The organism is Streptomyces kanasensis, from assembly GCF_043077165.1.
Classification (GTDB): Bacteria; Actinomycetota; Actinomycetes; order Streptomycetales; family Streptomycetaceae; genus Streptomyces; species Streptomyces changanensis.
Genome location: NZ_JBIBSF010000005.1, coordinates 42,650 through 66,986, shown reverse-complemented (window position 1 = coordinate 66,986; position 24,337 = coordinate 42,650). Strand labels below are relative to the sequence as shown.

Here is a 24,337-nt window from a genome sequence, read left to right as displayed (position 1 = left end):
GGCGCGGGGCGGGCGTGGCACGGGGGCGCGGGGGCCGGGGGTGCGGGGCCGGGTGTGCGGGGCCGGGGCGGGCGGGGAGGCGCGGGGGCACGGGGGCCGGGGGTGCGGGGCCGGGTGTGCGGGGCCGGGGCGGGCGGGGAGGCGCGGGGGCACGGGGGCAGGCCGGCGCCGCGGGTGGCACGGGGGTGCGGGGGCGCGGGGGGCGGGCCGGCGCTGCGGGTGGCACGGGGGCGCGGGGCGGGCGCCCCGGGTCGCCCTCCGGCGGTGGCCGGGCCCCCGGCGGCCCGATGGGGAGCGTCTACGCTCGTCCCCATGGCCCCGCGTACGACCCGACCTGTCGGCACCCCCACTCGCGGGACCACCAACCCGAACCGGTTGCGGCGCATGGACCGCTGGATCGCGGCCGAACACGGCCCCGCCCTGCGCCGCGCGGACGCCCCGCCGGTCGCCGTGGACCTCGGGTACGGGGCGGCGCCCTGGACGGCCGTCGAGTTGCTGGAGCGGCTGCGGCGGGACGCGGACCCACGCGCGCGCGTGGTGGGCGTGGAGATCGACCCCGCGCGGGTGGCGGCGGCACGCCCCTTCGCGCGCGAGGGCCTGTCCTTCGCGCACGGGGGCTTCGAGGTGCCGGTCGACGGGCCGGTGTCGCTGATCCGGGCGGCGAACGTGCTGCGCCAGTACGACGAGGACCAGGTCCGGGAGGTGTGGGCGCGCCTGTGCGGCCGGCTCACGGCGCCGGACGGGCTGCTGGTGGAGGGCACCTGCGACGAGGTGGGGCGCCGGCACGTGTGGGTGGCGCTCGGGCCGGAGGGGCCGCGCACGGTGACGTTCGCCACGCGGTTGGGCTCGCTGGAGCGGCCGTCGGACCTGGCGGAGCGGCTGCCCAAGGCGCTCATCCACCGGAACGTGCCGGGTGAGCCCGTGTACGACTTCCTGCGGGACTTCGACCGGGCGTGGGCGGCCGCCGCCCCGTACGCCTCCCTCGGCGCCCGGCAGCGCTGGATCGCGACGGCGGCGGCACTGGGCGCGCGGTGGCCCCTGGTCGACGGCCGGAGGCGGTGGCGGCAGGGGGAGTTGACGGTGCGTTGGGAAGCGTTGGCGCCGCGCGGATGGCGGGGCGCGGGAGCCTAGCGCGCGCGGCGGTCCAGCCCGCCGCGGGGCGCGGGAGCCTAGCGCGCGCGGCGGTCCAGCCCGCCGCGGGGCGGCCGGGTGCGGACGCGAAGCACCGGGACGCGGGCGCCCGGGTGCGGACGCGGGGCGCTCGGGCGCGGACGCGGGGCTCCGGTACGCCCTGCAGGTGCGGCCGCGGGGGACGCGGGTACGCGGGGCCGGCGGGTGCGGGAGTGTAGGGCCCCGGGCCCGTCCGCGAGGGGCGGCCTGTGGACAACCCGCCCTGGTGGCGCCACCTGTGGGCAGCCTGTGGACAGTGGGGCCGGCGCCGCTCCACGACCCTGTTACTTTCGCGTTCTACATGGCACGATCGCCGGGGCACCGAAAGTTACTGACGGTAAATCAGATGGGGTGCGGTGCCGCCTGGTCGGTCGACGTCCGGAGGGGGAGAGCTTGTGAACCGACGCCGCTGCGTCTCTGTCGCGATCACCGTGGTGTGCGCCCTGACCGTGCTGGCGGGGCCCGCGCACGCCGCGCCCGCGCCGACACCGTCACCGGGCGCCGGCGCCCCGGTGGCACCGAAGAAGAGCCTGGAGGAGGTGCGCGCCGAGATCGACGCCCTGTACCGGCAGGCCGCCTCCGCCACGGACGCGTACAACCTCGCCGAGGAGCAGGCGAAGAAGCAGTCCGCGGAGATCGTGCGGCTGTCGAAGGCGATCGTCGACGGCCAGGAGCGGATCGACGACCTGAAGAGACGGGCGGGAGCCGCGGCTCGCGCCCAGTACCGCAACGGCGGCATCCCCGAGGAGGCGAAGCTCGTCCTCACCGACGACCCGCGCCTCTTCCTGGAGAGCACCAACCGCGTCGTGCAGGGCCAGAAGGCCACGCGGGACCTGCTGACCGAGCTCCAGAAGCGCCAGGACGACCTGGAGACGTACACCAGGGACGCCAGCGCCGAGTACGGCCGACTGGAGGCGAACCGCGTCAAGCAGGCCCGGACGAAGAAGCTCATACAGGACAGGATCGCGGCTGCGGAGCGGCTGGAGTCCCGCCTGGAGGTCGCCGAGCGGGAACGGCTGCGCGAGCTGGAGCGGCAGGCGCAGAACGACGCGCAGGCCAAGTGGCTCGCCTCCGGCGCCCTGCGGGAGATCGGCAGCAGTGCGACCGCCGAGGGCAGGAAGGCCATCGCGTACGCGACCGCGCAGATCGGCAAGCCGTACGTGTGGGGCGCCGAAGGCCCGGACTCGTTCGACTGCTCGGGGCTCACCCTGCGGGCCTGGGGCGCGGCGGGGCGGGGCATACCGCGCACGTCGCAGGAGCAGTGGCGGCTCCTGCCGCGCGTCGCGGTGCGGGACCTGCGTCCCGGCGACCTGATCATCTACTTCGCGGACGCCAGCCACGTGGGGATCTACGTCGGCGACGGCCGGATGGTGCACGCCCCGCGACCGGGGCGGGACATCACGGTCGCGGGCGCCGGCTCGATGCCGATCCTCGGCGTGGTCCGACCGGACAAGTAGGGGCGTTCAGGACACAGTGGCGCGGCTCACGGCCGCGAGGGGCGACCGTCCGCGGGGCTCCGCCGACCGCGTGATGTTTCTCATGGGGAGCGCGCCAACTACCTCCCCATGCGCGGCATATGCCGCCGACTCTTCACCGATCGCCATTCCGTTCGGACGCCGGGTGCCGCTATGGTCCCCGTCGGCGGGGCGTCGTCCGACGCTCAGCCCGCACCCTCGGGGGGAGGGAAGGAAACCGAACCGATGCCCGTACCCGCGCCCGTGCCCGCGCAGCGCCAGAGGGTGAACCCGCTCGACCTGTCGAACGGCGACCTGACCCTGCTGGTGATCGAGGACGACCCTGCGGGCACCTTCACCGTCCCGGAACTGGTCGATGCCGGCGGCGGACGGGTCCGCATACGCACCGCCCGGAACCTCACCGAGGCCGAGCGGCTCCTCACCGACGACGTGCACTGCGTCCTGGTCGACCTGGACCTGCCCGCCGACGCCCGTCGTGGCGACGACCCGCTGGCCGCCCTGCGCCACGTCCTCCAGGTGGCCCCGCGCCACGCGGTGCTCGCCCTGACCACGTCGGACCGCGCCGAACTGGCCTCCGCGGCGGTACGGGCGGGGGCTCAGGACCGGCTGTTCCGCGAGGAACTGGACGGACCGCTGCTCAGCCGGGCCATCCGGTACGCGGTGGAGCGCAAGCGCGCCGACTCGGTACAGGTGAAGCTGGCGGAGTCCCGGCTGCGGGCCCAGGAGAACGCCCGGCTGGAGCGCGGCCTCCTCCCGACGCCCCTGCTCCAGGGCTCGGACCTGCGGTTCGCCGCCCGCTACCGGCCGGGCCGCTCCCGGGCCCTGCTGGGCGGTGACTTCTACGACACGGTGCGCACCCCGGACGGCACGGTGCACGCGATGATCGGCGACGTGTGCGGGCACGGCCCGGACGAGGCGGCGCTCGGTGTGGAGCTGCGCATAGCGTGGCGGGCCCTGACGTTCGCGGGGCTCTGCGGGGACGAGCTGCTGTCGACGCTCCAGCAGGTACTGGAGCACGAGCGGGAGAGCGAGGAGATCTTCGCGACGCTGTGCACCGTGGACATCGCCCCCGACGGGCGGCGCGCGGGCCTGTGCCTCGCCGGCCATCCGGCGCCCCTGCTGGCCCGTCCCGGCCAGGGCGCCCAGCTGCTGCCGTACGAGGACGGCGGTCCGGCGCTCGGCCTCCTGCCGAGGGCGCGGTGGCCACGGCGGCAGGTGGAGCTGGGCGGCGCGTGGAGTCTGATGATGTACACGGACGGACTGATCGAGGGCCGCTCGGCGGGTCCGGGCTCACCCCGGCTGGGCCAGGACGGCATGGTCGACATGGTGAACCGCCAGCTGGCACGCGGCCTGGGCGGCGAGGACCTGCTGGAGGCCGCCGTCGCGGAAGTGCGCGAGCTGAACGGCGGCGAACTGACGGACGACGTGGCGGTCCTGCTCCTGGACCGAACCGGCCGCTGACCCACCCCGGAGCCGGAGCCGGAGCCGGGCCGGGCCCCGGAGACGGGCCCGGAGCCGTGGCGGCATGGGCGGCCCGGCCGTCGCGGTCGCCCTGGCCGCCTGGGTCGCCTTGGCCGCCGCGGACTCCCAGGCCGCCTGGGTCGCCCTGGCCGCCGGGCGGACGACGGAGCCCCGTGCCCGGCGTCCTGGGACGTCCGGCACGGGGCGGGTACGGCGGGGGGAGGGAGGGGGAGGGAGGGGCGGGGCCCCTACCGGCCGCCGTTGTACGGGCCGTACGGGCCGTCGCTGCTGGAGCCGCGGGGGCCGCGGCCGCCGCCGGACACCTGCCGCAGGGCCGGGCGGACGTCCACCATGAAGACGATGGTCGCGATGAGGCCGGCGAGCTGGAGGATCAGCATCGGCAGGAAGAGGTCGACGACGACCGTGACGCCCAGGATGATCAGCCAGAAGGACTTGCTCTGCTTGTCCGCCGCCCGGTAGGCGTCCTCACGTGCCAGGGCCGCGAAGACCAGCGCGACGGCGGCGAAGACGAGCATCGCGATGAAGAGCAGCCCGATCAGCGAGTTGAAACCGGACATCAGCATGGTGAGCACCGCCTGGTAGGTGGATGGAGCGCCTCGCGGCCAAGGTACCCGTACAACGCTCCGCGTTCCGTGAATGTGCCCGGCCGGGCCGCTCGCAGACCTGGCCGGGCCGTGCGGTCACTTCTCGCCGGCGGGCTCCGACGGGGTGTCGTTCTTGCGGGTGGCGGCCCTGCGGGTGGCGGCCGTGCGCCGGGCGGTGGGCTTCGCGCCGGGCTCGGCGGTGTCGGCCGCCTTGGTGTCGGTGGTGTCGGTCGCCGTGGTGCTGCCGGCGTCCGCCGTCGCGGTACCGTCCTGCGCCGGAGTGGTGCCGGGCTCGACGGCGATGGCGATCTCGGTGATCTCCTCGGCCGCCTCGCCCCGCCACGTCCGGACGGTCTGCTCACCGTGCTCGGCGACCTTCTCGTACGTCTCGCGGGCCTTCACCGCGTACTCGGCCGCCGCGCCGACACCCCGCAGGGCCAGGCCCTGGGCGGTCTCGCCGAGCTTCTTCAGGTCCGTGTCGAGGTTGCCGACCAGCTCGGTGACCTTGGCCTGGAGCGACGCCTGGGCCTCCTTCGCCTGCGTGCTGACCTTCTCCTGGACGACCTTGGGGTCGGTCTTGCGCAGCTCGTCGATACGGGCCGGGGCCTCGGCGGCGAGTCGGCGGGCCTGCTGCACGGCGAGGTCGGCGGTTCCGGCGGCGAAGTAGAGGGGCGTGCGCAGTTCGTCGATGATGGCCATGGTGTGGGGTCCTCCCGTGTCGCGGGGTTCTCGCGGAGTCGTCGCGGTCAGAGTTCGGTGGATCCTGCGCCTGCTGCGGCATCACCCGCGCCGGAGGCCGTGCCCGGCCCGCCGGATGTCGTACCCGGCCCGCCGGAGGACGATCCCGGCCCGCCGGAACCGGAGGTCCCGTCGGGCCCGTCGGACGTCGCATCCGGTCCGGCGGGGGCCGTGTCGAGCCCGTTCTCCTTGCGGAAGGACTCGTAGATCTGGACCAGGACCTGCTTCTGCCGCTCGGTGATGGACGGGTCCGCGAGGATGGCGGCCCGCGTCTCCAGCTCGTCGCGGTCCTGCTCGTCCAGGATCCCGGCGCGGACGTACAGCGTCTCGGCGGAGATCCGCAGCGCCTTGGCGACCTGCTGGAGCACCTCCGCGCTCGGCTTGCGCAGCCCGCGCTCGATCTGGCTCAGGTACGGGTTCGACACCCCGGCGGCCTCCGCGAGCTGCCGCAACGACAGCTGCGCGGTGCGCCGCTGCTCGCGCAGGTACTCGCCGAGGTTGCCGACGTTCAGTGATGCCATGCACCGATGGTGCACCACCTCCGCTAACAATTGCAAGCAGGCGCTTGCAGGAGTTAACCATTCGGACGTGTCCGCGTTGCCACGCGACGCAGCCCGCAGCACGCGGACATCCGAAGGACGAAAGCGGAACGCCGCACCCGCCTGCCCCCGCGCCCGGCCGGTACACCCCGCCGCGCAAGCCGCACTCCGGCGCGACGGCCGAGACGACGGCCAGGCCGCGGGATCCTCGACACCTCTCCCGCATCATCGATCTTGCCCTGGAGATCGTCGTGTTGGAGGCTGAGGCATGCAGACCCTGCCGACCTTCGTCCTTGTTCACGGCGCCTTCGCCAACTCGTTCTCGTTCGCGCCACTGCAGGCCGAGCTCGCCCTGCTGGGGCACCGCTCGGTCGCGGTGGACCTCCCGGGGCATGGGTTCGAGGCGACCTTCCCCGCGGCCTACCAGGCCCCCCAGGACTTCGACGCGCTCGCCGCGGAGCCGGGGAGCATCAAGGGGGTCACCCTCGCCGACAACACCGCCCGCGTCATGGAGGTCCTCGAACGGGCCAAGCGGAACGGGCCCACCGTCCTCGTCGCCCACAGCAGGGGCGGCATCACGGCCACCGCCGTCGCCAACGCCCGGCCCGACCTGATCGACCGGATCGTCTACGTCTCCGCCTGGTGCCCCGTCGACCTGGACGTGAACGACTACTACGCCCAGCCGGAGATGGCGGACGTCGACGCGGGGGCCTTCGCCGCCAGCCTCGTCGGGAACCCGGCCGAACTCGGCCTGCTCCGGGTCAACTTCCGCACCGCCGACCCGGCGGCGCTCGCCGCCTTCAAGGGGGCGTTCGCCGCCGACCTCACCGATGACGAGTTCCGGACCTTCCTGAACACCTTCCAGCCCGACGAGAACCTCGACGTCGGCACGTCCGCCGACCGGGCACAGGCCACCACCTGGGGCCGGATCCCCAGGACCTATGTGCGCCTGGCCGCCGACGCCAGCATGCCGCCCGCCGTGCAGGACCGCATGATCCGCGAAGCCGACGCGCTGACCCCCGACAACCCCTTCGACGTCCGGACCCTGGAAGGGAGCCACCTGCGCTGGCTCGTCCACCCGAAGCCCGCCGCCGAGTTGCTCGCCGACCTGGCGGCGCGCTGACACCCCGCCACACCGGCACCGGCACCGGCACGGGCGGGGCGGTGCCGGTGTGGCGGTGGGCGCGCCGGGCCGCCTCGCGTGAGCCGTTCCGGGCCGGCGCGGACCGCCGGCCGGCCGGGGCTTCGCGGCGCCCGCCCCTGATGGCAGCCGGCCCCGGGCCGGGGGCGAGAGGAGCCCGCTCGTCCCGTCCGGCCGCGACCACCGCGGCTCAGCGCCTCACCGGGCCCCTGACCCCGGGGGCGGCCCGCCCGCGCCCGTACCCGTGGCCACCGGGCGTTCCGACGGGCGGCCCCAGTCGCTCCACGAGCCGTCGTACACGGCGAGCCCGTCGAACCCGGCGACCTCCGCGCCCAGGGCGAGGACGCAGGCCGTCACGCCGGAGCCGCAGCTGAACAGCAGCCGCTCGGTCCTCCCGGCGACCAGCGGGGCGAACAACGCGCGCAGTTCGGGCGCGGGGCGCAGCCGCCCGGAGTCGTCCAGGAGCTCGCCGAACGGCAGGTTCGCCGCTCCGGGCATGTGGCCGCCGCGCAGCCCGGCCCGCGGTTCGGGCTCCGTACCGGCGAAGCGGCCGCGCGTCCGGGCGTCCAGCACCAGCGCGGCCGGGTCCGCGAGCGCCGCCGCGACCACCTCGGCGTCGACGAGCCACCCCGCCCGCGGCCGTGCCGTGAAGCCGCCCCGCACCGGGGCCGCGGCGTCCGGCGCGCGCTCCTCCACCGGCAGCCCCGCGGCGGTCCAGGCGGGCAGGCCGCCGTCCAGTACGGCGACCCGGTCGAAGCCCGTCGCCCGCAGCATCCACCAGGCGCGGGCGCTGGAGTAGACGCCGGCGGTGTCGTAGACCACCACGGTGCTCGTGTCGTCGACGCCGAGGGCCCGCAACTCCTCGGTGAAGGCGGCCGGGCCGGGCATGGTGTGCGGCAGGGGCGAGGCGTGGTCGGAGAGCGGGCCGTCGAGGTCGAAGCGCCGGGCGCCCGGAACGCGCCGGTCGGCGTCCCGGTGCGCGCCGACCGACGCGTCGAGCACGACGAGCCCGGGCACCGCCAGGCGGGCCGCCAGCCAGGTCGGGTCCACCAGGGGACCGGGGAGCGCCGCATCCGCCACGACGGCCGAAGCCCCGGGCGGGCTCCCGTCGGGAACCTCGGAGGAACTCCGATCGGGGTCCCCGGACGGGACTTCGTGAGAAGCCCCACAGGGCGCCCCGGGCTCCCCGGACCGAGCCCCGGCCGGGGTCCCAGCCGCCACCCCGGGCAGCGCCCCCGACGCCACCCCGGGCAGCGCCCCGGACGCCATGCCGGACGGGCGCCCGGGCGGGGCCTCCTCCGGCTGCTGTCGTCGTCCCGTACCGGTCATGTGTCCTCCTCGGAGCGGTCGGTCGTCACGATCGGCAGGGCCGTCAGCTCGTCGACGGCCGCCGCGCAGGCGGCGCCGCTCGGGGCCGTGAGCAGCGCCATGCCCAGCCGGTCCGCCGACGACCTGAGCGGCGACACCGGGTCCCCCGGTTCCACCTCGACGTCCCACCCCACGACCCGGCCCGCCGCGAGCCGGGGCCGGGGCGCCACCGCGGTCACGCGGCCGGGCGCCGCGGTGAGGAACACCGTCGCCGCGGCGGCCGCCAGCGGACCGCCCGGCTCCTCGCGCGGACCCTCGCCGACGGCCCAACCGAGGGCCGCCCGGCGCCAGTCGACGCCGCGGGTGAGACGTACGAGGTCGGCGATGCCGTCGCCGCCGGGCCGGTTGTGCGTCTCGATGACGGTCACGCGGTCGCCGTGGACCTTGACCTCGGTGTGGGCCGGGCCGTCCACCAGCCCCACGGCGTCGAGGAGTTCGGCGACGGCCCGCTCCACGCGGGTGCTCCCCGGGCCGTCGAGCGAAGGCGCCGGCATGAGATGGGCGAGTTCGACGAAGCCCTCCCCCGCCGTGCGCTTCTCGGCGATGCCGAGGCAGGTGTGGCGCCCGCCGGACGAGAGCGTCTCGACGCTGAACTCCTGCCCGGGTACGTACCGTTCGAGCAGGGTGGCGGGGGTCCGGCGGTCGGCCGGCAGGTCGGCGGGGGTGCGGACGAGCGTGACGGCGTTGCTCCCGGTGCCCGCCACCGGTTTGGCGACGACCGCCGTGCCCGGACGCCCGTCGAAGAGACGTGCCACCGCCTCCGGGTCGTCACCCGCCGCGAACGCCGGGTTCAGGTGCGGTGCCGCGCGGTGCAGTGCCCGGCGCATCGCGAGCTTGTCGCGGGTGGCGCGTACGGCCTCCGGTGGGGTTCCGGTCGCGCCGAGGTGCCGTGCCGCGACGGCCGCCGGTTCGAGCCCCAGCTCGGTGAGCGAGACGACGGCGGCCGGGGCGAGGGGCCGCAGTACGGCGTCGACGAAGGCCAGGAAGGTGGGGGCGTGCTGGTAGTCGACGGAGTGCTGCACGACGTGCCGGCGCGGGCGGGTGGCGGGCCGGCACGGGTGCACGGCGGACCGGGACGGGTGCGGGGGCACGGCCACCGTGGGCGCGCCGTGTTCCGGGGCGCCTCGGCCGACCGGGTCGTACGTGCCGCGGTCGAGGGGGGCCGCCCCGGGCAACCGTACGTGGACCACGTCGACGGGCAGGGTGGCCGCCGCCCGCGCGACCGCAGCGTCAGCGCCGAGGACGACGAGCGTCACGGCCCGCCCGGCACCCCCGCGGCCGCCCACGTCACCCACGCCCCCGTCGACCGCGCCACCCGCGCGCCACACGCGGCCGCCCACACACCGCCCATGGGCCCCGCGCACCAGGCGACACCCACGCACCACGCGTCGACGTCCACGCACCGCCCGGCGCCGGCGCCACGCGCGGCCGGGCGGCGGGTGCGCGGCACAGGTCCCCCAGGCGCATCTCCCCCAGGCGCATCTCCCCCACCCCCTCGGCTGATCGTAACCGTCCCCCCGCCTCACCCCACCCCGGTCGCGCCCGCCAACTCCCGTGGCAGCGGCCGAGTGTGCAGCACCTCCAGCCGGGAGACGGCGCGGGTGAGGGCGACGTACAGGCGGTGTGCGCCGCGCGCCTCGGCCTCGACCACGGCGGCGGGCTCGGCGAGGACCACCTGGTCGTACTCCAGGCCCTTGGCGAGGCCCGCCGGCAGCACCGTGACGCGCGGGGCGCCTGCGGTGACGTCCCCGGGGTGGCCGGTCGCCACACCCGCCGCCGTGAGGGCGCCGCGCAGCTCCTCGTACGCGGCGTCCGGGGTGATGACGCCGATCGAGCCGTCACGTCCGAGCGCCGCCCGCACGGCGTCGACCACCGCCGCCTCCAGCCGGTGCACCCGGCGGACGGTCACCTCGCCGTCCCGCCGCACGGACCGGGCGGGCGGTACGTCGACGTCGAGGGTGCCGAGCAGCCGGTTGGCCAGGTCGACCACCGCGCCCGGCACCCGGTAGCCGGCCGTCAGCGCGGTGATCCGCGCGTCCGGGCGGCCCAGGTGGGCGAGGTGTTCCCGCCAGTCCCGGGCGGCCCAGGGGGTGGTGCCCTGGGCGAGGTCGCCGAGCACGGTCAGCGACCCGGAGGCGGCGGTGCGGCGCGCGACGGCCCGGCACTGCATCGGGGACAGGTCCTGCGCCTCGTCGACGACGATGTGGCCGTACCCGGAGGGCCGTTCGAGCAGCGCGGCCAGCTCGTCGAGGAGGAGCAGGTCGGCGGTGGTCCAGCGGGCCGACCGGTACGAGCGCGAGGGCCGGGGCCGGCGGAGCGCGGCGCGTTCGGCGGGGGTGAGGGCCTCGTCGCGGGGGTCGGCCAGCACCTCGGCGAGCACCTGCTCGGGGGTGGCCTTCGGCCAGCAGGCGTCCACCAGCCGCGAGACCGGCCGCGCCCGCGCGGCGCGCCGTTCCCAGGCCGCGCCCACCGGTCCCGCCCGCCGCTCGGCACGGTCCCGCAGGGCGCGTACGAAGCGGTGGCGCACCCGTTCGCGACCGACCGCGTAGGGCGGGACGTCGGTCCGTACCCGCTCGACGACCGCGGCGAGTTCGTCCACCGGGACGCGCCACCGGTAGGCGCCGTCCGGGAGGACCAGCTCGCCGGTGGGGGCGGCCACGCGCGCGTAGAGGGCCCTGCGCAGGACGCCGGCCATGCGGGCGTCGTGCTTCACCAGCGCCGCCGCCGCGGTGTCCTCGGCGCGCGGCTCGTGGCCGACCGTGCGGGCCACCTCCTCCTCGACGGTGGTCTGGCGCACGTCCCGTTCGCCGAGCGCGGGGAGGACCTCGGCGACGTACGCGAGGAACGCCCGGTTGGGGCCGAGGATCAGCAGCCCGCCGCGGTCGACGCGGCGCGGGTGGGTGTAGAGGAGGTAGGCGGCGCGGTGCAGGCCGACGGCGGTCTTGCCGGTACCGGGCGCGCCCTGCACGCAGAGGGACGTGCCGAGCGGGGCGCGGACGAGGTCGTCCTGCTCGGGCTGGATGGTGGCGGCGATGTCGCGCATGGGCCCGACGCGGGGCCGCTCGATCTCGGCGGCGAGCAGCCCGCGGGACGGGTCGCCGTACGTGCCGGGGCCCGGTGACGCACCGGTCCCGGTCGGCTCGGCGGTGGTGGGCGCGTCGAGGTGTTCGTCCTCCAGGCCGGTGAGGTCGGCCGCGTCGCCCCGGCTGTGCGGGGCCCATCCGAAGCGGCGCCGGACCCGTACGCCCTGGGGGTCGTCGGGCCGCGCCTGGTAGAACGCGCGGGCCACGGGTGCCCGCCAGTCGACGACGAGCGGCGGTTCGGCGGGGTGGGTGCTGATGCGGCGGCGGCCGATGTGGTGGTGGCGGCCGTCGGAGTGGTCGAGGCGGCCGAAGAAGAGGGGCCCGGGCTCCTCCTCGCGCAGCGCCTTGGCGTGGCTGCGCAGGTGGTACCCGAGGGCCTCGGCGTCCGCGCCGGACGCGGCGACGTCCTCACCGGTCACGACGCGTTCCTCGGCTGCGCCGACCATGCGCTCCAGTGCGGCCCGGCAGGTGTCGTGGAAGGCCCGTTCCCGGGTCAGCTCATGATCGAGTGGCGTCATTCCCCCGAGAATAACGCAACTGAGTAACTTTTCTAACTGGGTAACATCCTCCCTCGAGGCGCCGACTACGCCCGCCGCCCCTCCCCACCCGGCTCGTCACCGAGCCCTCCGATCAGCTGCCGGAAGGCCACCTCCGCCGCCGCGACCGCGTCCGGCAGCACGTCGTCCGCGCTCTCGCCGGCGTCGACGCGCCGCCAGTTGTCCTCCGCGAGCACCCGCAGCACCGCGACGACCTGCCCCGCCGCCAGCCGGGCGCCGACGCCCCCGCCGAGCGCCTCGGCCAGCGCGCCCTCGGCGGCGGCCTGGTGCCCGTGGAGCCGGGCGAGCAGGCTCGGCGTCCCGTACAGCAGCCGGTGGAAGGCGAGGACCGACGGTTCGTCGCTCAGCCCGGTGACGGGGTCGCGGCGGTCGAGCCCGTCGAGGAAGTGCCGGTGCAGCGCCGTGAGCGGCCCGACGCCCGCGGGGCGCCCGGCGACCACCCGGGCCGCCTCGTCGCGGTGGTCGGCGAACCGGTGCACGACCAGGTCCTCCTTGGTGGGGAAGTACCGGAACAGCGTCGGCTTCGACACCTCCGCCGCCGCGGCGACCTCGGCGACCGACACCCGGTCGAAGCCGCGCTCCAGGAAGAGCGAGATCGCCGTGTCGGACAGGGTCCGGTACGTCTGCCGCTTCTTCCGCTCCCGCAGCCCGGGCCCGCCACCGGCGGGGGTGCGCACCGTCGACTCAGCCATCGGAGCGCTCCAACAGGATCCGGACGCCGTCCAGCAGCCGCTCCAGGCCGAAGCGGAACTCGTGGTCCGGGTCGTCCGGCTGGTCCAGGACCCCCGACTCCAGCGCCCGCGCCACCCGCGGGTACCGCTCCGGGTCCGCCAGGCGCCGCAGGGTGCGGCCGTACCGGGCCATGACCTGTTCGGGCGTCTCGCCGGTCGCGGCCATCGCGGCACCGAGGTCGGCCGTCATGCCCGCCTCGCTGCGGACGAAGCCGCCGACCAGCAGCACCACGGAGATCTTGGCGCCCTCGTCCAGCGCCGTCCCCGCGAGCGCCTCCATGCCCGCTTCCCACCAGGCCACCGAGTTGGGCGTGGCCGGAGGCCCGGAGATCGGGACGCGCAGGAGCCAGAGGTTCCGCCGGAACACCGCGCGCTGCGCCCACGCCCAGCGGGTCAGCCCCTCGCGCCAGCCGGTGCCCGGCGGGGGCGGGGGCGGCGGGGCGCCGACGGCGGCGTCCTGCATCAGCACGTACAGCTCGTCCTTGGCGCCGACGTACCGGTACAGGGACATCGTGGACACGCCGAGCTCCTTGGCGACCCGGCCCATGGACACCGCGGACAGCCCTTCGGACGCGGCCACCGCCACCGCCGCGTCGACGATCGCGTGCACGCTCAGCCCCGGCCTCGGACCCTTCGAGGGGCGTTCACGCAGCCCCCAGGCGGCCTCCAGGCCGGGCGTGAGCCCCGTACCGCCACTGTCCTCCACCGGTGCCACCCTCCAGCCGAACCACCCGTACCACCCGCGCCCGGGCCACCTCGCCGCCCGGCGCGCCGGGACGCTTGACGCCCATCCTAGTAATGCGTAAGGCTTACGCAGTAACGCGTATGCCATACGCAGTAAAGGGGATCGCCATGCCCGGCACCGCCGCCATCGAGGCCACCGGCCTCCGCAAGTCCTACCGACACGTCCCGGTCCTCGACGGCCTCGACCTCCACGTTCCGCGCGGGGCCGTCTTCGCGCTCCTCGGCCCCAACGGCGCCGGCAAGACGACCACCGTCCGCGTCCTCGCCACCCTCACCGCCCCCGACGGCGGCCGGGCCCGCGTCGCCGGGTACGACGTGGTCGCCGAGCGCGCCCGGGTACGGCGGGCGATCAGCCTCACCGGCCAGTTCGCGGCCGTCGACGACGACCAGACCGGGGCGGAGAACCTCCGCATGATGGCCCGGCTCTCCGGTCTGTCCCGCCGGGACGCCCGCCGCCGCACCACCGAGCTGCTCGAACGCTTCGCGCTGGCCGACGCGGCCGACCGCCCCGCCCGCACCTACTCCGGCGGCATGCGCCGCCGTCTGGACCTCGCCGCCGGCCTGGTCGGCGAACCGGACGTCGTCTTCCTCGACGAGCCGACGACGGGCCTCGACCCGCGCAGCCGCCAGGAGTTGTGGCAGGTGGTGCGCGACCTGTCCGCGCGCGGCGCGGCGGTGCTCCTCACCACCCAGTACCTGGAGGAAGCCGACCAGCTGGCCGACACCGTCGCCGTGCTGGACGGGGGCCGCGTCGTCGCCGAAGGCACCGCGGACGCCCTCAAGGCACGGGTCGCCGGCCACCGCCTGGACGTCGTCGCCACGGACGCCGCCGCCTACGCGCGCCTCGCCCCGCACGCCGTGCGCCGCACCCCCGACACGCTCACCCTGGGCATCGCCACCGACGGCACGGCCGCGCACGTACGGGCCCTGCTCGACGCCCTCGACCCGCACCGGTCGGACATCGCCCGCTTCACGCTCCACAGCGCCACGCTCGACGACGTGTTCCTGGCCCTGACCGCCACCCACCCCACCACGGACGCCGGACCGACCGCCCCCACCACCGACCACCGGGAGAACACCCGTGCCTGACGCCTCCGCCGCCCTCACCCTCGTCGCCCGCGGCATCCGCCAGAACCGCCGCAACCCCGACGCGCTCCTCACCGCGATGGTGCTGCCGGTGATGCTGATGCTGATCTTCGTCTACTTCTTCGGCGGCGCCATCGACACCGGGACGTCCACCTCGTACGTCACCTACGTCGTCCCCGGCGTGCTGCTGCTGTGCGCCGGTTTCGGCGCCTCCACGACCGCCGTGCGCGTCAGCGAGGACATGCGGGCCGGCATCGTCGACCGGTTCCGCTCGCTCGACGTGGGCCCGACCGCGATCCTCGCCGGGCACGTCGGCGCGAGCGTCGCCCGCAACGTCCTGTCGACGGCCCTCGTCCTCGGCGTCGCGTACCTGATCGGCTTCCGCCCGCAGGCCGGACCCGCCGCCTGGGCCGCCGCCCTCGGGCTGCTGTTCGCGTTCGTGCTGGCGGTGTCGTGGTTGTCGGCGGCGGCCGGGCTGCTGGCGCGCTCACCGGAGGCGGCCGGCGGCTTCACCTTCCTGATGATGTTCCTGCCCTACCCGAGCAGCGCGTTCGTGCCGATCGACACCATGCCGGGCTGGCTCCACGGCTTCGCCGAGCACCAGCCGGTCACACCGGTCATCGAGTCACTGCGGGGGCTCCTCCTCGACCAGCCCGTCGGCGACGCCCCGTGGACCGCGCTGGCCTGGTGCGCCGGGCTGCTGCTGCTGGCACCGGCGCTGGCGGCGACCCTCTTCCGAGCCCGCACACGCTGACCACCGACCACGACACGACCACCCGTCCCCCGTCAGAAGACGTCGGGGCACCAAGCGCGGCGGGACGCCCGGAAGAGGACGTCCGCGCGGGCGGCCGCGCCCGTCGTCGCCTCCTCCACCCGCCCCAGCGCCGCGAGCCGCGTCACCGACTCGTCGCCCAGGTACAGCGCGCCCAAGTCCGCCACGTCCAGGGCCAGGTCGGCCCGCGTGGCGGTCGGCGTGCAGGAGGCGCCGTCCCGTGACGCGTCCAGCAGGAAGCGGCCCCCGGTCAGGCCGTCCGTGTCCCGCACGTCGAGCACCAGCGAGCCCTCCGTCGCGTACGCACGCGCCTCCAGGGCCCGCACGACGTCGAGGATCCGCACCCACAGCATGTCGGCGTGGGTGACGACGCGGGCGGCCCGCGGGTCCGGCAGCAGCAGCGGCAGCAGGTCGTCGGGGGCGCGGTAGCCGCTGTCGACGAGCGTCACCCAGTCGATCGCGCAGACGTACCGCCACAGGGCGCGCTCGGCCGCCGGCGTCAGGGCGATCAGATCCCGCACGGTGGCGGTGTTCATCGGCTGCTTGCCGTCGTCCCACGTCTCGTCGGCGGCGTAGGCCACGTACCCCTCCAGCTCGCCGGAGGCCGAGCGGTACGTCGCGTAAAACGGTTCCGTCCACCGGTCGCTCGCCGGCACGTCCTCGCCGGTGCGCCGCTGCCAGTCGCGCGCGCTGCGGCTGACCATGCCGTGCCGCACGGCCCGGACGCGGTCGTACAGCTCCGGACCGAGCTTGCGGACGGCCGCGCCGTCGACGAGGTCGATGCGCCCGCCGTCCTCCGGCCCGGACCAGCGCGGGTCCAGGCCCGCGCGGCGCAGGTCGACGCGCCAGTGCGTCAGCCAGGAGGCCGGACCGAAGCCGAACCGGCCGTATATCGGGTACTCGGCGGCGATGAGCGTCGCCAGCACGTCACCCCGCTCCCGGGACTCCGCCAGCTCGGCCCGCATCATCCGGCCCAGCAGGCCGCGGCGCCGGTGCGTGGGCGAGACGGTCACGGCCGACACGGCACTCGCCGGGACCGCGGCGCCGCCGACCGCCGTCACCTCCTGCGCGAAGGACCGGAACGTCGCCACGCACCGCCCGGTGTCCGGGTCGAACGCCCCGCGCGTACGGGGGAAGTCCTGGTGCGGGAGCCGGATGGCGACCTCCTCGGCGGAGGGGGTCGGCGGCCGCAGGAAACCGGTGTGCAGGGCGCGGAGCCAGTCGGGGAAGTCGTCCTCGGTGAGCGTGCGGACGACGGGGGCGGCGTCGGAGGTCATGGCGCCACGCTAGACAGCGGAACGACGGCGACGCATCCGGTTTCCCCGGCAGGGGCCCCCGACAGGCCACCCCGGCCGAGAGCGACGTGCCGCGGGCACCCGGACCCCGACCGACGAACCGAGAACCGGTCACCAAACACTCCGGCCCGTCCCCGCCCCCCAGATCCCCGGCTCAGGACAGCAGATCGTCGACCTGGGCCTCGCCGTCGCGGTAGCGGCGGGCGATCTCGGCGCTGCACTCGTCGGCGGTGCGCTGCAGTTCGTGCCGGCGCCGCGAAATCTCCTGCTCGTACCGCGCGAGCCGCGCCATGGCCTCGCGCAGCTCCTCGTCGGTACGGGCGTCCAGGTCCGACAGCTCGACCTCGGCGAGCATCTCCGCGGCCAGCAGCCGGTACTCCTCGCCGCGCGGCGTGGACAGCGTGAGGTGCCGCGCGGAGTTGGGCCGACGCCGTGACGGCGCGTCGGCGAGGATCTCCGGCAGCCGGTGCACCACCGGCACCTCCGGCACGGCCCGGCTCGCCAGCTCGGCGCGGAGGATGTCGACGCGCCCCTGCAACAGCCGCCGCACGTAACTGAGGTCGGCCTCGTCGGTGTGCGAGTCACGGCGCAGCGCGCGCACTTCCTCCAGCCGCAGCGCCCGCAGGTCGAGCGCGTGGGCGTACTCGGGGTGCGGGACGGCGTCGAGGGCGGCGAGGGCGCCGACGGCCCGGGTCGTACCGGCGGTGGGCGGTTCGGCGGGGGTGCGCTGTATCGGCGGGCGGGACCGGTCGAAGCCCGAACCGGCACAGGTGGTCCGTGCGGGGCCGGGTGTCTGCCCGGCGCCAGGTGTGCTCATGTGTTCCGTCCCCTCGACCGGTGCGTCAGCCGCACCGCCTGACAGGCATGGTGCCACTCCCGCATGGGAAGTGCAGGTGCTCTGCACCCGTTCGGCCCTCGGTAAGTTGGGGCGCATGCGAGCAGTGGTACAGAGGGTCGACGGGGCGAGGGTCGAGGTCGCGGGCGAGACGGTGGGCGAGGTGACCGGTGAGGGGCTGTGCGTCCTCGTCGGCGTCACGCACGACGACACCCCGGAGAAGGCGGCGCAGCTGGCGCGCAAACTGTGGAGCGTCCGCATGTTGGACGGCGAGAAGTCCTGCTCCGACGTGAATGCACCCTTGTTGGTGATTTCGCAGTTCACCCTCTACGGGGACGCCCGCAAGGGCCGCCGCCCCACCTGGAACGCGGCGGCTCCCGGGGAGGTGGCCGAGCCCCTGGTGGACGAGGTGGTGGCACGGCTGCGGGAGCTGGGGGCGACCGTGGCGACGGGCCGGTTCGGTGCGCAGATGCGGGTCTCGCTCACGAACCACGGCCCGTTCACGCTAATCGTCGACGTCTGAGCCGCCCCCGACGAGTGGCGGGGCCCTGGTGGGTCCCCCCGCAGGGGTCGGCGGCGACAGCGGGGCCACTTCCGCGGGTAGCCGAGGCCGCCGACCCCGAGAAGGTCACCGCCACCGCCACCGCCCACCGACACCGGCCCGGCACCGGCACCGGCCTACGGCTCGACGACCGGCTCCTGGGCGGCGGCCGTGGTGCCCACGATGAGCGGCGCGTCCACGGGCACGTTGCGCTTGACCAGGGCCAGGGCGATCGGACCCAGCTCGTAGTGGCGGACCGCCGTCGTGACGAAGCCCAGCTGCCGGCCCTCGGGACCGTCCGCGGCAAGTCGGACGGGCGTGCCGTGCGCCGGGAGGTGCACCTCGCTGCCGTCCAGGTGCAGGAAGACCAGGCGCCGCGGCGGCTTCCCCAGGTTGTGGACGCGCGCGACGGTCTCCTGCCCGCGGTAGCAGCCCTTCTGGAGGTGGACGGCCGACCCGATGAGGCCGATCTCGTGCGGGATGGTGCGGTGGTCCGTCTCGTGGCCGAGGCGCGGGCGGTGCGCCTCGACGCGCAGCGCCTCGTGGGCGAGCGTCCCGGCCGGCGGCCCGTGCTCCCCGGCGTACGCCTCCAGCTCGCCGCGGGGCAGGAACAGCTCACGGCCGTGCGGGGTCTCCCGCACGACGACGCCGTCGGGCACCGGGGCGATCGACCCGGCGGGCAGGTGCACCACCGCGTACGCGTCGGTGCGGTCGGCGACCTCGACGCGGTAGAAGAACCGCATCGACTCCAGATAGGCGAGGAGCGCCTCGCGCGTGCCGGGCTCGACGTGCGCCCAGACCGTCGTGCCGTCGTCGACGAGGTACAGCGCGTGTTCGATGTGGCCGTTCGCGGAGAGGATCAGCGCGTCGGCGGCGCGGCCGGGCGGCAGTTCGCTGACGTGCTGGGTGAGGAGCAGGTGCAACCAGCTCAGCCGGTCGTCGCCGCTGACGGTGATGACGCCCCGGTGGGAGAGGTCGACGAACCCGCGGCCGGCGACGAGGGCGCGCTGTTCGCGGAACGGATCGCCGTAGTGCGCGGCGACACCTTCGTCCCGCCCCTCGGCGGGGACGGCGCCGGGCAGGGAGAGCAGGGGGCTGGTCGGTGTACGTCGCTGCATGGCGTCCAGCCTACGACCCGCTGTTCGGCTCCTCCGCCGCCGCCTTCCCAGGCGCCTCCCCCCGCGCCCGCTCCACCTGAGCCCCCTGCGCGTCCGCCCCCCGCGTCGCGGCCCCCTTCGCCCCGGACTTCCGCCGCGCCTCCTCCGTACAGGCACCGCAGCGCCCGTAGATCGCGAAGTGCTTCATGTCGGTGTCGAAGCCGAAGGTGTCGAGGAGCTTGCGGGTGAACTCGGCGGCCACCGACACGTCGGCCTCGATGACGTCGTCGCAGTCCCGGCAGACGAGGTGGAGGTGGTGGTGGCGGTCGGCGAGGTGGTAGGTGGGGGCGCCGGGGCCGAGGTGGGCGTGGCTGACGAGGCCCAGCTCCTCCAGGAGCTCCAGGGTCCGGTAGACGGTGGAGACGTTGATCCCGGCCGCGGTCTTGCGGACCTGCGTGAGGATGTCGTCGGGCGTGGCGTGGCCCAGCACGTCCACCGCCTCCAGGACGAGCTGGCGCTGCGGCGTCAGCCGGTAGCCGCGCTGCCGGAGGTCGCTCTTCCAGTCGGTGCTCACCACGCGCTCCAGTGTAGGAGCACCGACCGGCGTTCCCGGGCCTACTTGAAGAACGCGATGCCGTCGTCCGGCAGGTCGCCCAGGCTCTTCGCCATGGCCTCGACCTCCTCGGGCGTGACGACCTTCTTCAGGTGCGCCGACATGTAGGGGCGCAGCGGCACCTCGGGGGTGGCCTTCTCGCCGACCCACATGAGGTCGCTCTTGACGTAGCCGTACAGCCGCTTGCCGCCGCTGTACGGGCCCGAGGCCGCGGTGCGGGCGACGGCGTCGGTCGCGATGTCGATCTGCGGCTTCTTGTCGGCGAGCTCGCCGTACCACACCTCGACGATGCCCTGGTCGCGGACCATGACGACCTCGACCTTGCGGTGCGCGTCGATCCGCCAGTAGCCGCTCTCGCTCTCCAGCGGGCGGACCTTGTTGCCCTCGGCGTCCAGGACCCAGGAGTGGGAGACGTACTCGATGAAGTCACGGCCGTCGTGGGAGAAGGTCACCGACTGGCCGAAGTTGCACTTCTCGGAACCGGGGAAGTCGGAGACGCCCGCGCCCTCCCACGTGCCGAGGAGGAACGCGAGGGGGACGAGGTCCGGGTGCAGGTCGGACGGGATCTGGATCATGGTGTCTGGCTGCTCTGGCGATCTGTGCGGGTGCGGGTGGTCAGCGCTGGCCCTGGTACAGCTTCTTCACGGTCAGCCCGGCGAAGGCGAGGACGCCGACGCAGACCAGGACCAGCAGGGCGGAGAAGAAAGCCTCAAGCACGGGGTGCTCCTCGGTGGCGGTGGGCGGTATGGGGGCCGGGTCCCAGCCTAATGGGTGGACCCGCCGCCCTCCGTGTGAGGTGAGTCCCCCGCGCCGCCGCCCCGGCCCGGGCGGCCACCCGGCCCGGCGGGACCGGGCCCACTACAGTTCGGACCATGGCGAAGAAGCTCGTGATCAAGGTGACCGCCGGGGCCGACGCGCCCGAGCGGTGTTCGCAGGCGTTCACCGTGGCGGCGGTCGCCGCGGCCAGCGGGGTCGAGGTGTCGCTGTGGCTGACCGGTGAGTCCTCGTGGTTCGCGCTGCCCGGCCGGGCGGCGGAGTTCGAGCTGCCGCACGCCGCGCCGCTGCCCGACCTGATCGCGTCGGTCCAGGCGGCCGGCCGGATCACCCTGTGCACGCAGTGCGCGGCGCGCAGGGAGATCACGGAGGGGGACCTGATCGAAGGCGTGCGCATCGCGGGCGCGCAGGTGTTCCTCAGCGAGATCATGGAGGACGGGGTCCAGGCCCTCGTCTACTGAGGCGGACGGGCGGGCGCGGCCGACCCGGCTACGGTCCGGGCCGGCTCCTGCCGTCCAGCTCCGCCCACCAGGCGTCGGACTCCGGGTCGCCGCCCGGGCCCACCCGGTCGGGGTCCCACCGGCCGGAGTCCACGAGGCCGGCGCCCGTCCGGTCGGCGGGCGTCCGATCGGCGCCCGTCCGGTCGGCGGGGTCCGCGGGCGAGCGGTCGGCGGGGGGCGGGAGGTTCGGGGGCGGTTCGTCCCACCAGCGGTCGTCGGGGCCCCGGCGGTTCGCCGCGATGGCCGCGAGCGGCGGCAGGACCATGGCCGCGAAGGCCATCCCGACGGCGGCCTCGGTGGACCAGAGGCGCACGAAGGACCAGGCGCTGACGAAAAGGGCCAGGCACGTGCCCATCAGCGCGAAGTAGGTGCGCCGGCGGCGTGCGTACACCCTTCCAGGGTAAGACCGCAGGGCCGCACCTCAAGTCCCGGAAAGCGTCCAACCCCCAGGAGGTGCGGCCCTGCGGCCGTTCGTCGTGCCGTGCGTCAGACGGCGATGGCGACCTCGGCGAGGCCACCGGTCCGGACGGCGACCTTGCGGTCCGCCGTGGCGCCCGGCACGAGGGCGCGGACGGTCCAGGTGCCCTCCGCCGCGTAGAACCGGAACTGGCCGGTCGCGGAGGTGGGGACCTCGGCGGTGAACTCGCCGGTCGAGTCCAGCAGCCGGACGTAGCCGGTCACGGGCTCGCCGTCGCGGGTCACCTGGCCCTGGATGGTGGTCTCACCGGGCTTGATCGCAGAGGCGTCGGGGCCGCCGGCCTGTGCTCCACACATGTCGTTTCTGTCCTTCGCGTCGCAGGTCGGGCGGGGGTTACTTGGCGGGGCCGAGCTCGATCGGCACGCCGACGAGGGAGCCGTACTCGGTCCAGGAGCCGTCGTAGTTCTTGACGTTCCCCTGGTCGAGCAGCTCGTGCAGCACGAACCAGGTCAGGGCCGAGCGCTCGCCGATGCGGCAGTACGCGATGGTGTCCTTCGCCAGGTCGACCTGCTCCTCGGCGTACAGCGCGCGGAGCTCCTCGTCGGACTTGAAGGTGCCGTCGTCGTTGGCGTTCTTGGACCACGGGATGTTGCGGGCGCTCGGCACGTGGCCGGGGCGCTGCGACTGCTCCTGCGGGAGGTGCGCCGGGGCGAGCAGCTTGCCGCTGAACTCGTCGGGGGAGCGCACGTCGACCAGGTTGAGGCTGCCGATCGCGGCCACCACGTCGTCGCGGAAGGCGCGGATGGAGGTGTCCTGGGCCTTGGCCTTGTACTCGGTGGCCGGGCGGTTCGGGACCTCGGAGCCGTCGACCAGGTCGCGGGAGTCGAGCTCCCACTTCTTGCGGCCGCCGTCGAGGAGCTTGACGCTCTCGTGGCCGTAGAGCTTGAAGTACCAGTAGGCGTACGAGGCGAACCAGTTGTTGTTGCCGCCGTAGAGGACGACGGTGTCGTCGTTGGCGATGCCCTTCGCGGAGAGGAGCTTCTCGAAGCCCTCCTGGTCGACGAAGTCGCGGCGCACCGGGTCCTGGAGGTCCCGCTTCCAGTCGATGCGGACGGCGTTCTTGATGTGGTTCTTGTCGTAGGCCGACGTGTCCTCGTCGACCTCGACGAGGACCACCTTCGGGTCGTCGATGTGGGCCTCGACCCAGTCGGCGTCTACCAGGACGTCGCTGCGGCTCATGCTGAGTTCTCCTCCGGGGCAGTCTGCGGCGGGATGCGGGTGCGGAAGGTCGCGCCGAGCGCTCTACGCGTACGAGGGTGCGGGGCGGCCGCGGCACGGGGAAGGCCCCCCGAGCGGGAAGGGCCGAAACTTGCGGGGTCTGCGGGCCCCGCTCAGACGGTGCGACAGAGCATGGCGGCGACGCGGCACAGGTCTACTGCCCGCCGCTTCGTGAGGTCCGCCTGTCGCTTCGTCATGGCACCGATCGTAGGGACGGACCGGCGTTCGTGTCACCGGCGTGTCGCATGGTGAGACGGGATCATCCGCATTCCGGGACGGCAGGGGCTTGGGGTCGGCGTCCCGGCACGTCGCGGCGGGGCCGTTCCCGCCGTCGGTCTACGGTGCGGACGCAGCCGTCTCGCCATGTGGGAACGGGGGCCGTTCGGCCCTCCCGGGCCGCCCCGCCCCACCGTGCCCCGCCGCGCCCTTCCACGCCCCGCGCCGCCCCGCCGCAGCCGGGCGGCGCCGGGGCGGTCAGCCCGTCAGGACGACGTCCCGGCCGCCGACGGTGACGGCGAGCCCGTCCGGCGCCGCCTCGACCTTCTCTATCGCGAGACCGGCCGGGAAACCGCTGACCGGGCGGTCGAAGTCCGTACGCTGACGGACGAGTTCCTCGATGCCGGGGAGGCCCTCGCCGGGCACCTCGTCCGCCCGCACCCGGAGGGTGTCGCCGTCCACGACGCTGACGGTGGATAGCACGCTGCGGGTCACCGTCTGCCCCAGGAACTCGACGCTGCCGGTGACCTTGATCTTGCCGTCGCCGCCGTAGGCCAGCGTGACGTCGCTGTCGGAGGTCTTGCGCAGCTCGTCGTACGAGATGCGGGCGGTGCCGGTGGCCGTGGCGGCGACGGCCCGGGAGTAGTCGCCCTCCAGGCGGACGTCATGCAGCTCTGCCTGGAGCTCGCCGACCCGCACCCGGCGGTCACCGGCGGTCACCTCCAGGCCGGTCAGGGCGACGTCGACCCGGTCGAACTCCTTCGCGAGGAGCTGCGTCAGGAAGGGGAAGCCGCCGATCGAGACGTCCGGCTCCGCCGAGAGGCCCTGATTGGCCTGAATCCTCCCCGCGGCCTCCCTCTCGGCCACGCCGGCCGCCAGCCGGTCGCCCACGACGAGGAGCCCGCCGAGGACGACGGCGATGATCAGGAGTTTTCGCAGTGCTCGCATGGCTCGGTGTCTCCCCCGCCTCTTGGTGCCCGGCCCCCGACGACGTGAAGATCGACGTACGGGGTTACCCATTGGTTCCCTGGGGCGTGTCGACGTCGTGCACGCCACAGGCGCGGCTTCCCGGGATCGGGCCAGGCCACACCGGGCGGGGCCACGCCGTGGCGCCGGGGCCGGACGGACGCGGGCCGGGCGGGGCGGGACGGGACGGGGGTGGGTCGGGCACGGGCCGGGCGAGGGATCGGACGAGGCCGTGCGGACGCGGGCCGGGCGGGGCGTCGGACGAAGCCGGGCAAGCGCGGGCCGGGTGGGGGGCGGGACGGGCGGGCGCGGGTCGGGCGGGGGCCGGGGCGAG

Annotated in this window: 26 protein-coding genes; 8 read left to right on the top strand and 18 right to left on the bottom strand. The window is 75.1% G+C overall.

Translation table 11 applies throughout. The annotated features are described in order from the left end of the window. Positions 1–312: 312 nt before the first annotated feature. The 3 genes from ACF053_RS14390 (at position 313) to ACF053_RS14380 (ending at position 4,106) form a co-directional block, all read left to right on the top strand. A complete protein-coding gene (locus ACF053_RS14390; protein ID WP_391954169.1) occupies positions 313–1,131 on the top strand; it encodes a class I SAM-dependent methyltransferase in 819 nt (272 codons plus the stop codon). 434 nt (positions 1,132–1,565) lie between these two features. Then, complete coding sequence (locus tag ACF053_RS14385) at positions 1,566–2,627, top strand: C40 family peptidase (protein WP_391954168.1); 1,062 nt, start codon at positions 1,566–1,568, stop codon at positions 2,625–2,627. 243 nt (positions 2,628–2,870) lie between these two features. After that, positions 2,871–4,106, top strand: coding sequence for a PP2C family protein-serine/threonine phosphatase (locus ACF053_RS14380; RefSeq protein ID WP_391954167.1), 1,236 nt, complete (start codon positions 2,871–2,873; stop codon positions 4,104–4,106). Between the two features lie 248 nt (positions 4,107–4,354). On the opposite strand, the gene ACF053_RS14375 is transcribed toward ACF053_RS14380, so the two are convergent. The 3 genes from ACF053_RS14375 to ACF053_RS14365 form a co-directional block, all read right to left on the bottom strand. Then, positions 4,355–4,690 carry a DUF2516 family protein gene (locus tag ACF053_RS14375; protein WP_391954166.1) on the bottom strand — a complete coding sequence of 112 codons (336 nt, stop codon included), beginning with the start codon at positions 4,688–4,690 and terminating at the stop codon, positions 4,355–4,357. A 117-nt stretch (positions 4,691–4,807) separates the two neighbouring features. Further along, positions 4,808–5,410 (bottom strand): hypothetical protein, encoded by a 603-nt coding sequence (locus ACF053_RS14370; RefSeq protein WP_391954165.1) that lies wholly within the window; start codon positions 5,408–5,410, stop codon positions 4,808–4,810. Positions 5,411–5,457: 47 nt separating this feature from the next. Next, the gene (locus ACF053_RS14365; protein ID WP_391954164.1) at positions 5,458–5,970 is read right to left on the bottom strand and encodes a helix-turn-helix domain-containing protein; all 513 of its coding nucleotides are present in this window, start codon (positions 5,968–5,970) and stop codon (positions 5,458–5,460) included. Between the two features lie 286 nt (positions 5,971–6,256). On the opposite strand from ACF053_RS14365, the gene ACF053_RS14360 reads away from it, so the two are divergent. Continuing rightward, positions 6,257–7,111, top strand: coding sequence for an alpha/beta fold hydrolase (locus tag ACF053_RS14360; RefSeq protein ID WP_391954163.1), 855 nt, complete (start codon positions 6,257–6,259; stop codon positions 7,109–7,111). Positions 7,112–7,327: 216 nt separating this feature from the next. On the opposite strand, the gene ACF053_RS14355 is transcribed toward ACF053_RS14360, so the two are convergent. The 5 genes from ACF053_RS14355 to ACF053_RS14335 form a co-directional block, all read right to left on the bottom strand. Beyond that, the gene (locus ACF053_RS14355; RefSeq protein ID WP_391954162.1) at positions 7,328–8,179 is read right to left on the bottom strand and encodes a sulfurtransferase; all 852 of its coding nucleotides are present in this window, start codon (positions 8,177–8,179) and stop codon (positions 7,328–7,330) included. A 275-nt stretch (positions 8,180–8,454) separates the two neighbouring features. Further along, positions 8,455–9,753, bottom strand: coding sequence for an ATP-grasp domain-containing protein (locus ACF053_RS14350; protein ID WP_391954161.1), 1,299 nt, complete (start codon positions 9,751–9,753; stop codon positions 8,455–8,457). A 266-nt stretch (positions 9,754–10,019) separates the two neighbouring features. Next, positions 10,020–12,098: a HelD family protein gene (locus ACF053_RS14345; RefSeq protein WP_391954160.1), complete on the bottom strand. Its 2,079-nt coding sequence runs from the start codon at positions 12,096–12,098 to the stop codon at positions 10,020–10,022. A gap of 65 nt (positions 12,099–12,163) precedes the next feature. Then, the gene (locus ACF053_RS14340) at positions 12,164–12,829 is read right to left on the bottom strand and encodes a TetR family transcriptional regulator (RefSeq protein ID WP_391954159.1); all 666 of its coding nucleotides are present in this window, start codon (positions 12,827–12,829) and stop codon (positions 12,164–12,166) included. Next, a complete protein-coding gene (locus tag ACF053_RS14335) occupies positions 12,822–13,583 on the bottom strand; it encodes a TetR/AcrR family transcriptional regulator (RefSeq protein WP_391954158.1) in 762 nt (253 codons plus the stop codon). Before ACF053_RS14335 ends, ACF053_RS14340 begins: the two co-directional genes overlap by 8 nt. Positions 13,584–13,720: 137 nt before the next feature. Between ACF053_RS14335 and ACF053_RS14330 the strand changes: the two genes are divergently transcribed. Both ACF053_RS14330 and ACF053_RS14325 read left to right on the top strand, forming a co-directional pair. Then, entirely contained in the window at positions 13,721–14,701 is a 981-nt protein-coding gene (locus ACF053_RS14330) for an ATP-binding cassette domain-containing protein (RefSeq protein WP_391954157.1), read from the top strand. Then, on the top strand, positions 14,694–15,452 hold the full coding sequence (locus ACF053_RS14325) for an ABC transporter permease (protein ID WP_391954156.1): 759 nt from the start codon (positions 14,694–14,696) through the stop codon (positions 15,450–15,452). Before ACF053_RS14330 ends, ACF053_RS14325 begins: the two co-directional genes overlap by 8 nt. A 32-nt stretch (positions 15,453–15,484) precedes the next feature. Here the strand turns inward: ACF053_RS14325 and ACF053_RS14320 are convergent, their stop codons facing one another. Together ACF053_RS14320 and ACF053_RS14315 are read right to left on the bottom strand one after the other, a co-directional pair. Continuing rightward, positions 15,485–16,747 carry a GNAT family N-acetyltransferase gene (locus ACF053_RS14320; protein WP_391954155.1) on the bottom strand — a complete coding sequence of 421 codons (1,263 nt, stop codon included), beginning with the start codon at positions 16,745–16,747 and terminating at the stop codon, positions 15,485–15,487. A gap of 172 nt (positions 16,748–16,919) precedes the next feature. Next, positions 16,920–17,582: an RsiG family protein gene (locus tag ACF053_RS14315; RefSeq protein ID WP_391954154.1), complete on the bottom strand. Its 663-nt coding sequence runs from the start codon at positions 17,580–17,582 to the stop codon at positions 16,920–16,922. A 115-nt stretch (positions 17,583–17,697) separates the two neighbouring features. On the opposite strand from ACF053_RS14315, the gene dtd reads away from it, so the two are divergent. Then, positions 17,698–18,123 (top strand): D-aminoacyl-tRNA deacylase, encoded by a 426-nt coding sequence (gene dtd, locus ACF053_RS14310; RefSeq protein WP_391954153.1) that lies wholly within the window; start codon positions 17,698–17,700, stop codon positions 18,121–18,123. 155 nt (positions 18,124–18,278) lie between these two features. Here the strand turns inward: dtd and ygfZ are convergent, their stop codons facing one another. The 3 genes from ygfZ to ACF053_RS14295 are packed head-to-tail and all read right to left on the bottom strand — an operon-like array spanning position 18,279 to position 20,426. Further along, on the bottom strand, positions 18,279–19,259 hold the full coding sequence (ygfZ, locus tag ACF053_RS14305; protein ID WP_391954152.1) for a CAF17-like 4Fe-4S cluster assembly/insertion protein YgfZ: 981 nt from the start codon (positions 19,257–19,259) through the stop codon (positions 18,279–18,281). 10 nt (positions 19,260–19,269) lie between these two features. After that, positions 19,270–19,815 (bottom strand): Fur family transcriptional regulator, encoded by a 546-nt coding sequence (locus ACF053_RS14300; RefSeq protein ID WP_391954151.1) that lies wholly within the window; start codon positions 19,813–19,815, stop codon positions 19,270–19,272. A 38-nt stretch (positions 19,816–19,853) separates the two neighbouring features. Further along, complete coding sequence (locus tag ACF053_RS14295) at positions 19,854–20,426, bottom strand: FABP family protein (protein WP_391954150.1); 573 nt, start codon at positions 20,424–20,426, stop codon at positions 19,854–19,856. A gap of 297 nt (positions 20,427–20,723) precedes the next feature. Between ACF053_RS14295 and ACF053_RS14290 the strand changes: the two genes are divergently transcribed. Continuing rightward, entirely contained in the window at positions 20,724–21,086 is a 363-nt protein-coding gene (locus ACF053_RS14290) for a DsrE family protein (protein ID WP_391954149.1), read from the top strand. A 28-nt stretch (positions 21,087–21,114) separates the two neighbouring features. On the opposite strand, the gene ACF053_RS14285 is transcribed toward ACF053_RS14290, so the two are convergent. The 5 genes from ACF053_RS14285 to ACF053_RS14265 form a co-directional block, all read right to left on the bottom strand. Then, complete coding sequence (locus ACF053_RS14285; protein WP_391954148.1) at positions 21,115–21,516, bottom strand: DUF3099 domain-containing protein; 402 nt, start codon at positions 21,514–21,516, stop codon at positions 21,115–21,117. A 95-nt stretch (positions 21,517–21,611) separates the two neighbouring features. Then, positions 21,612–21,899, bottom strand: coding sequence for a DUF1416 domain-containing protein (locus ACF053_RS14280; protein ID WP_058943012.1), 288 nt, complete (start codon positions 21,897–21,899; stop codon positions 21,612–21,614). Between the two features lie 37 nt (positions 21,900–21,936). Next, entirely contained in the window at positions 21,937–22,782 is an 846-nt protein-coding gene (locus ACF053_RS14275; RefSeq protein WP_391954147.1) for a sulfurtransferase, read from the bottom strand. Positions 22,783–22,934: 152 nt separating this feature from the next. Further along, positions 22,935–23,018 carry a putative leader peptide gene (locus tag ACF053_RS14270; RefSeq protein WP_368857873.1) on the bottom strand — a complete coding sequence of 28 codons (84 nt, stop codon included), beginning with the start codon at positions 23,016–23,018 and terminating at the stop codon, positions 22,935–22,937. Positions 23,019–23,295: 277 nt separating this feature from the next. Next, the gene (locus ACF053_RS14265; RefSeq protein ID WP_391954146.1) at positions 23,296–23,985 is read right to left on the bottom strand and encodes an LmeA family phospholipid-binding protein; all 690 of its coding nucleotides are present in this window, start codon (positions 23,983–23,985) and stop codon (positions 23,296–23,298) included. Between the last annotated feature and the right edge of the window lie 352 nt (positions 23,986–24,337).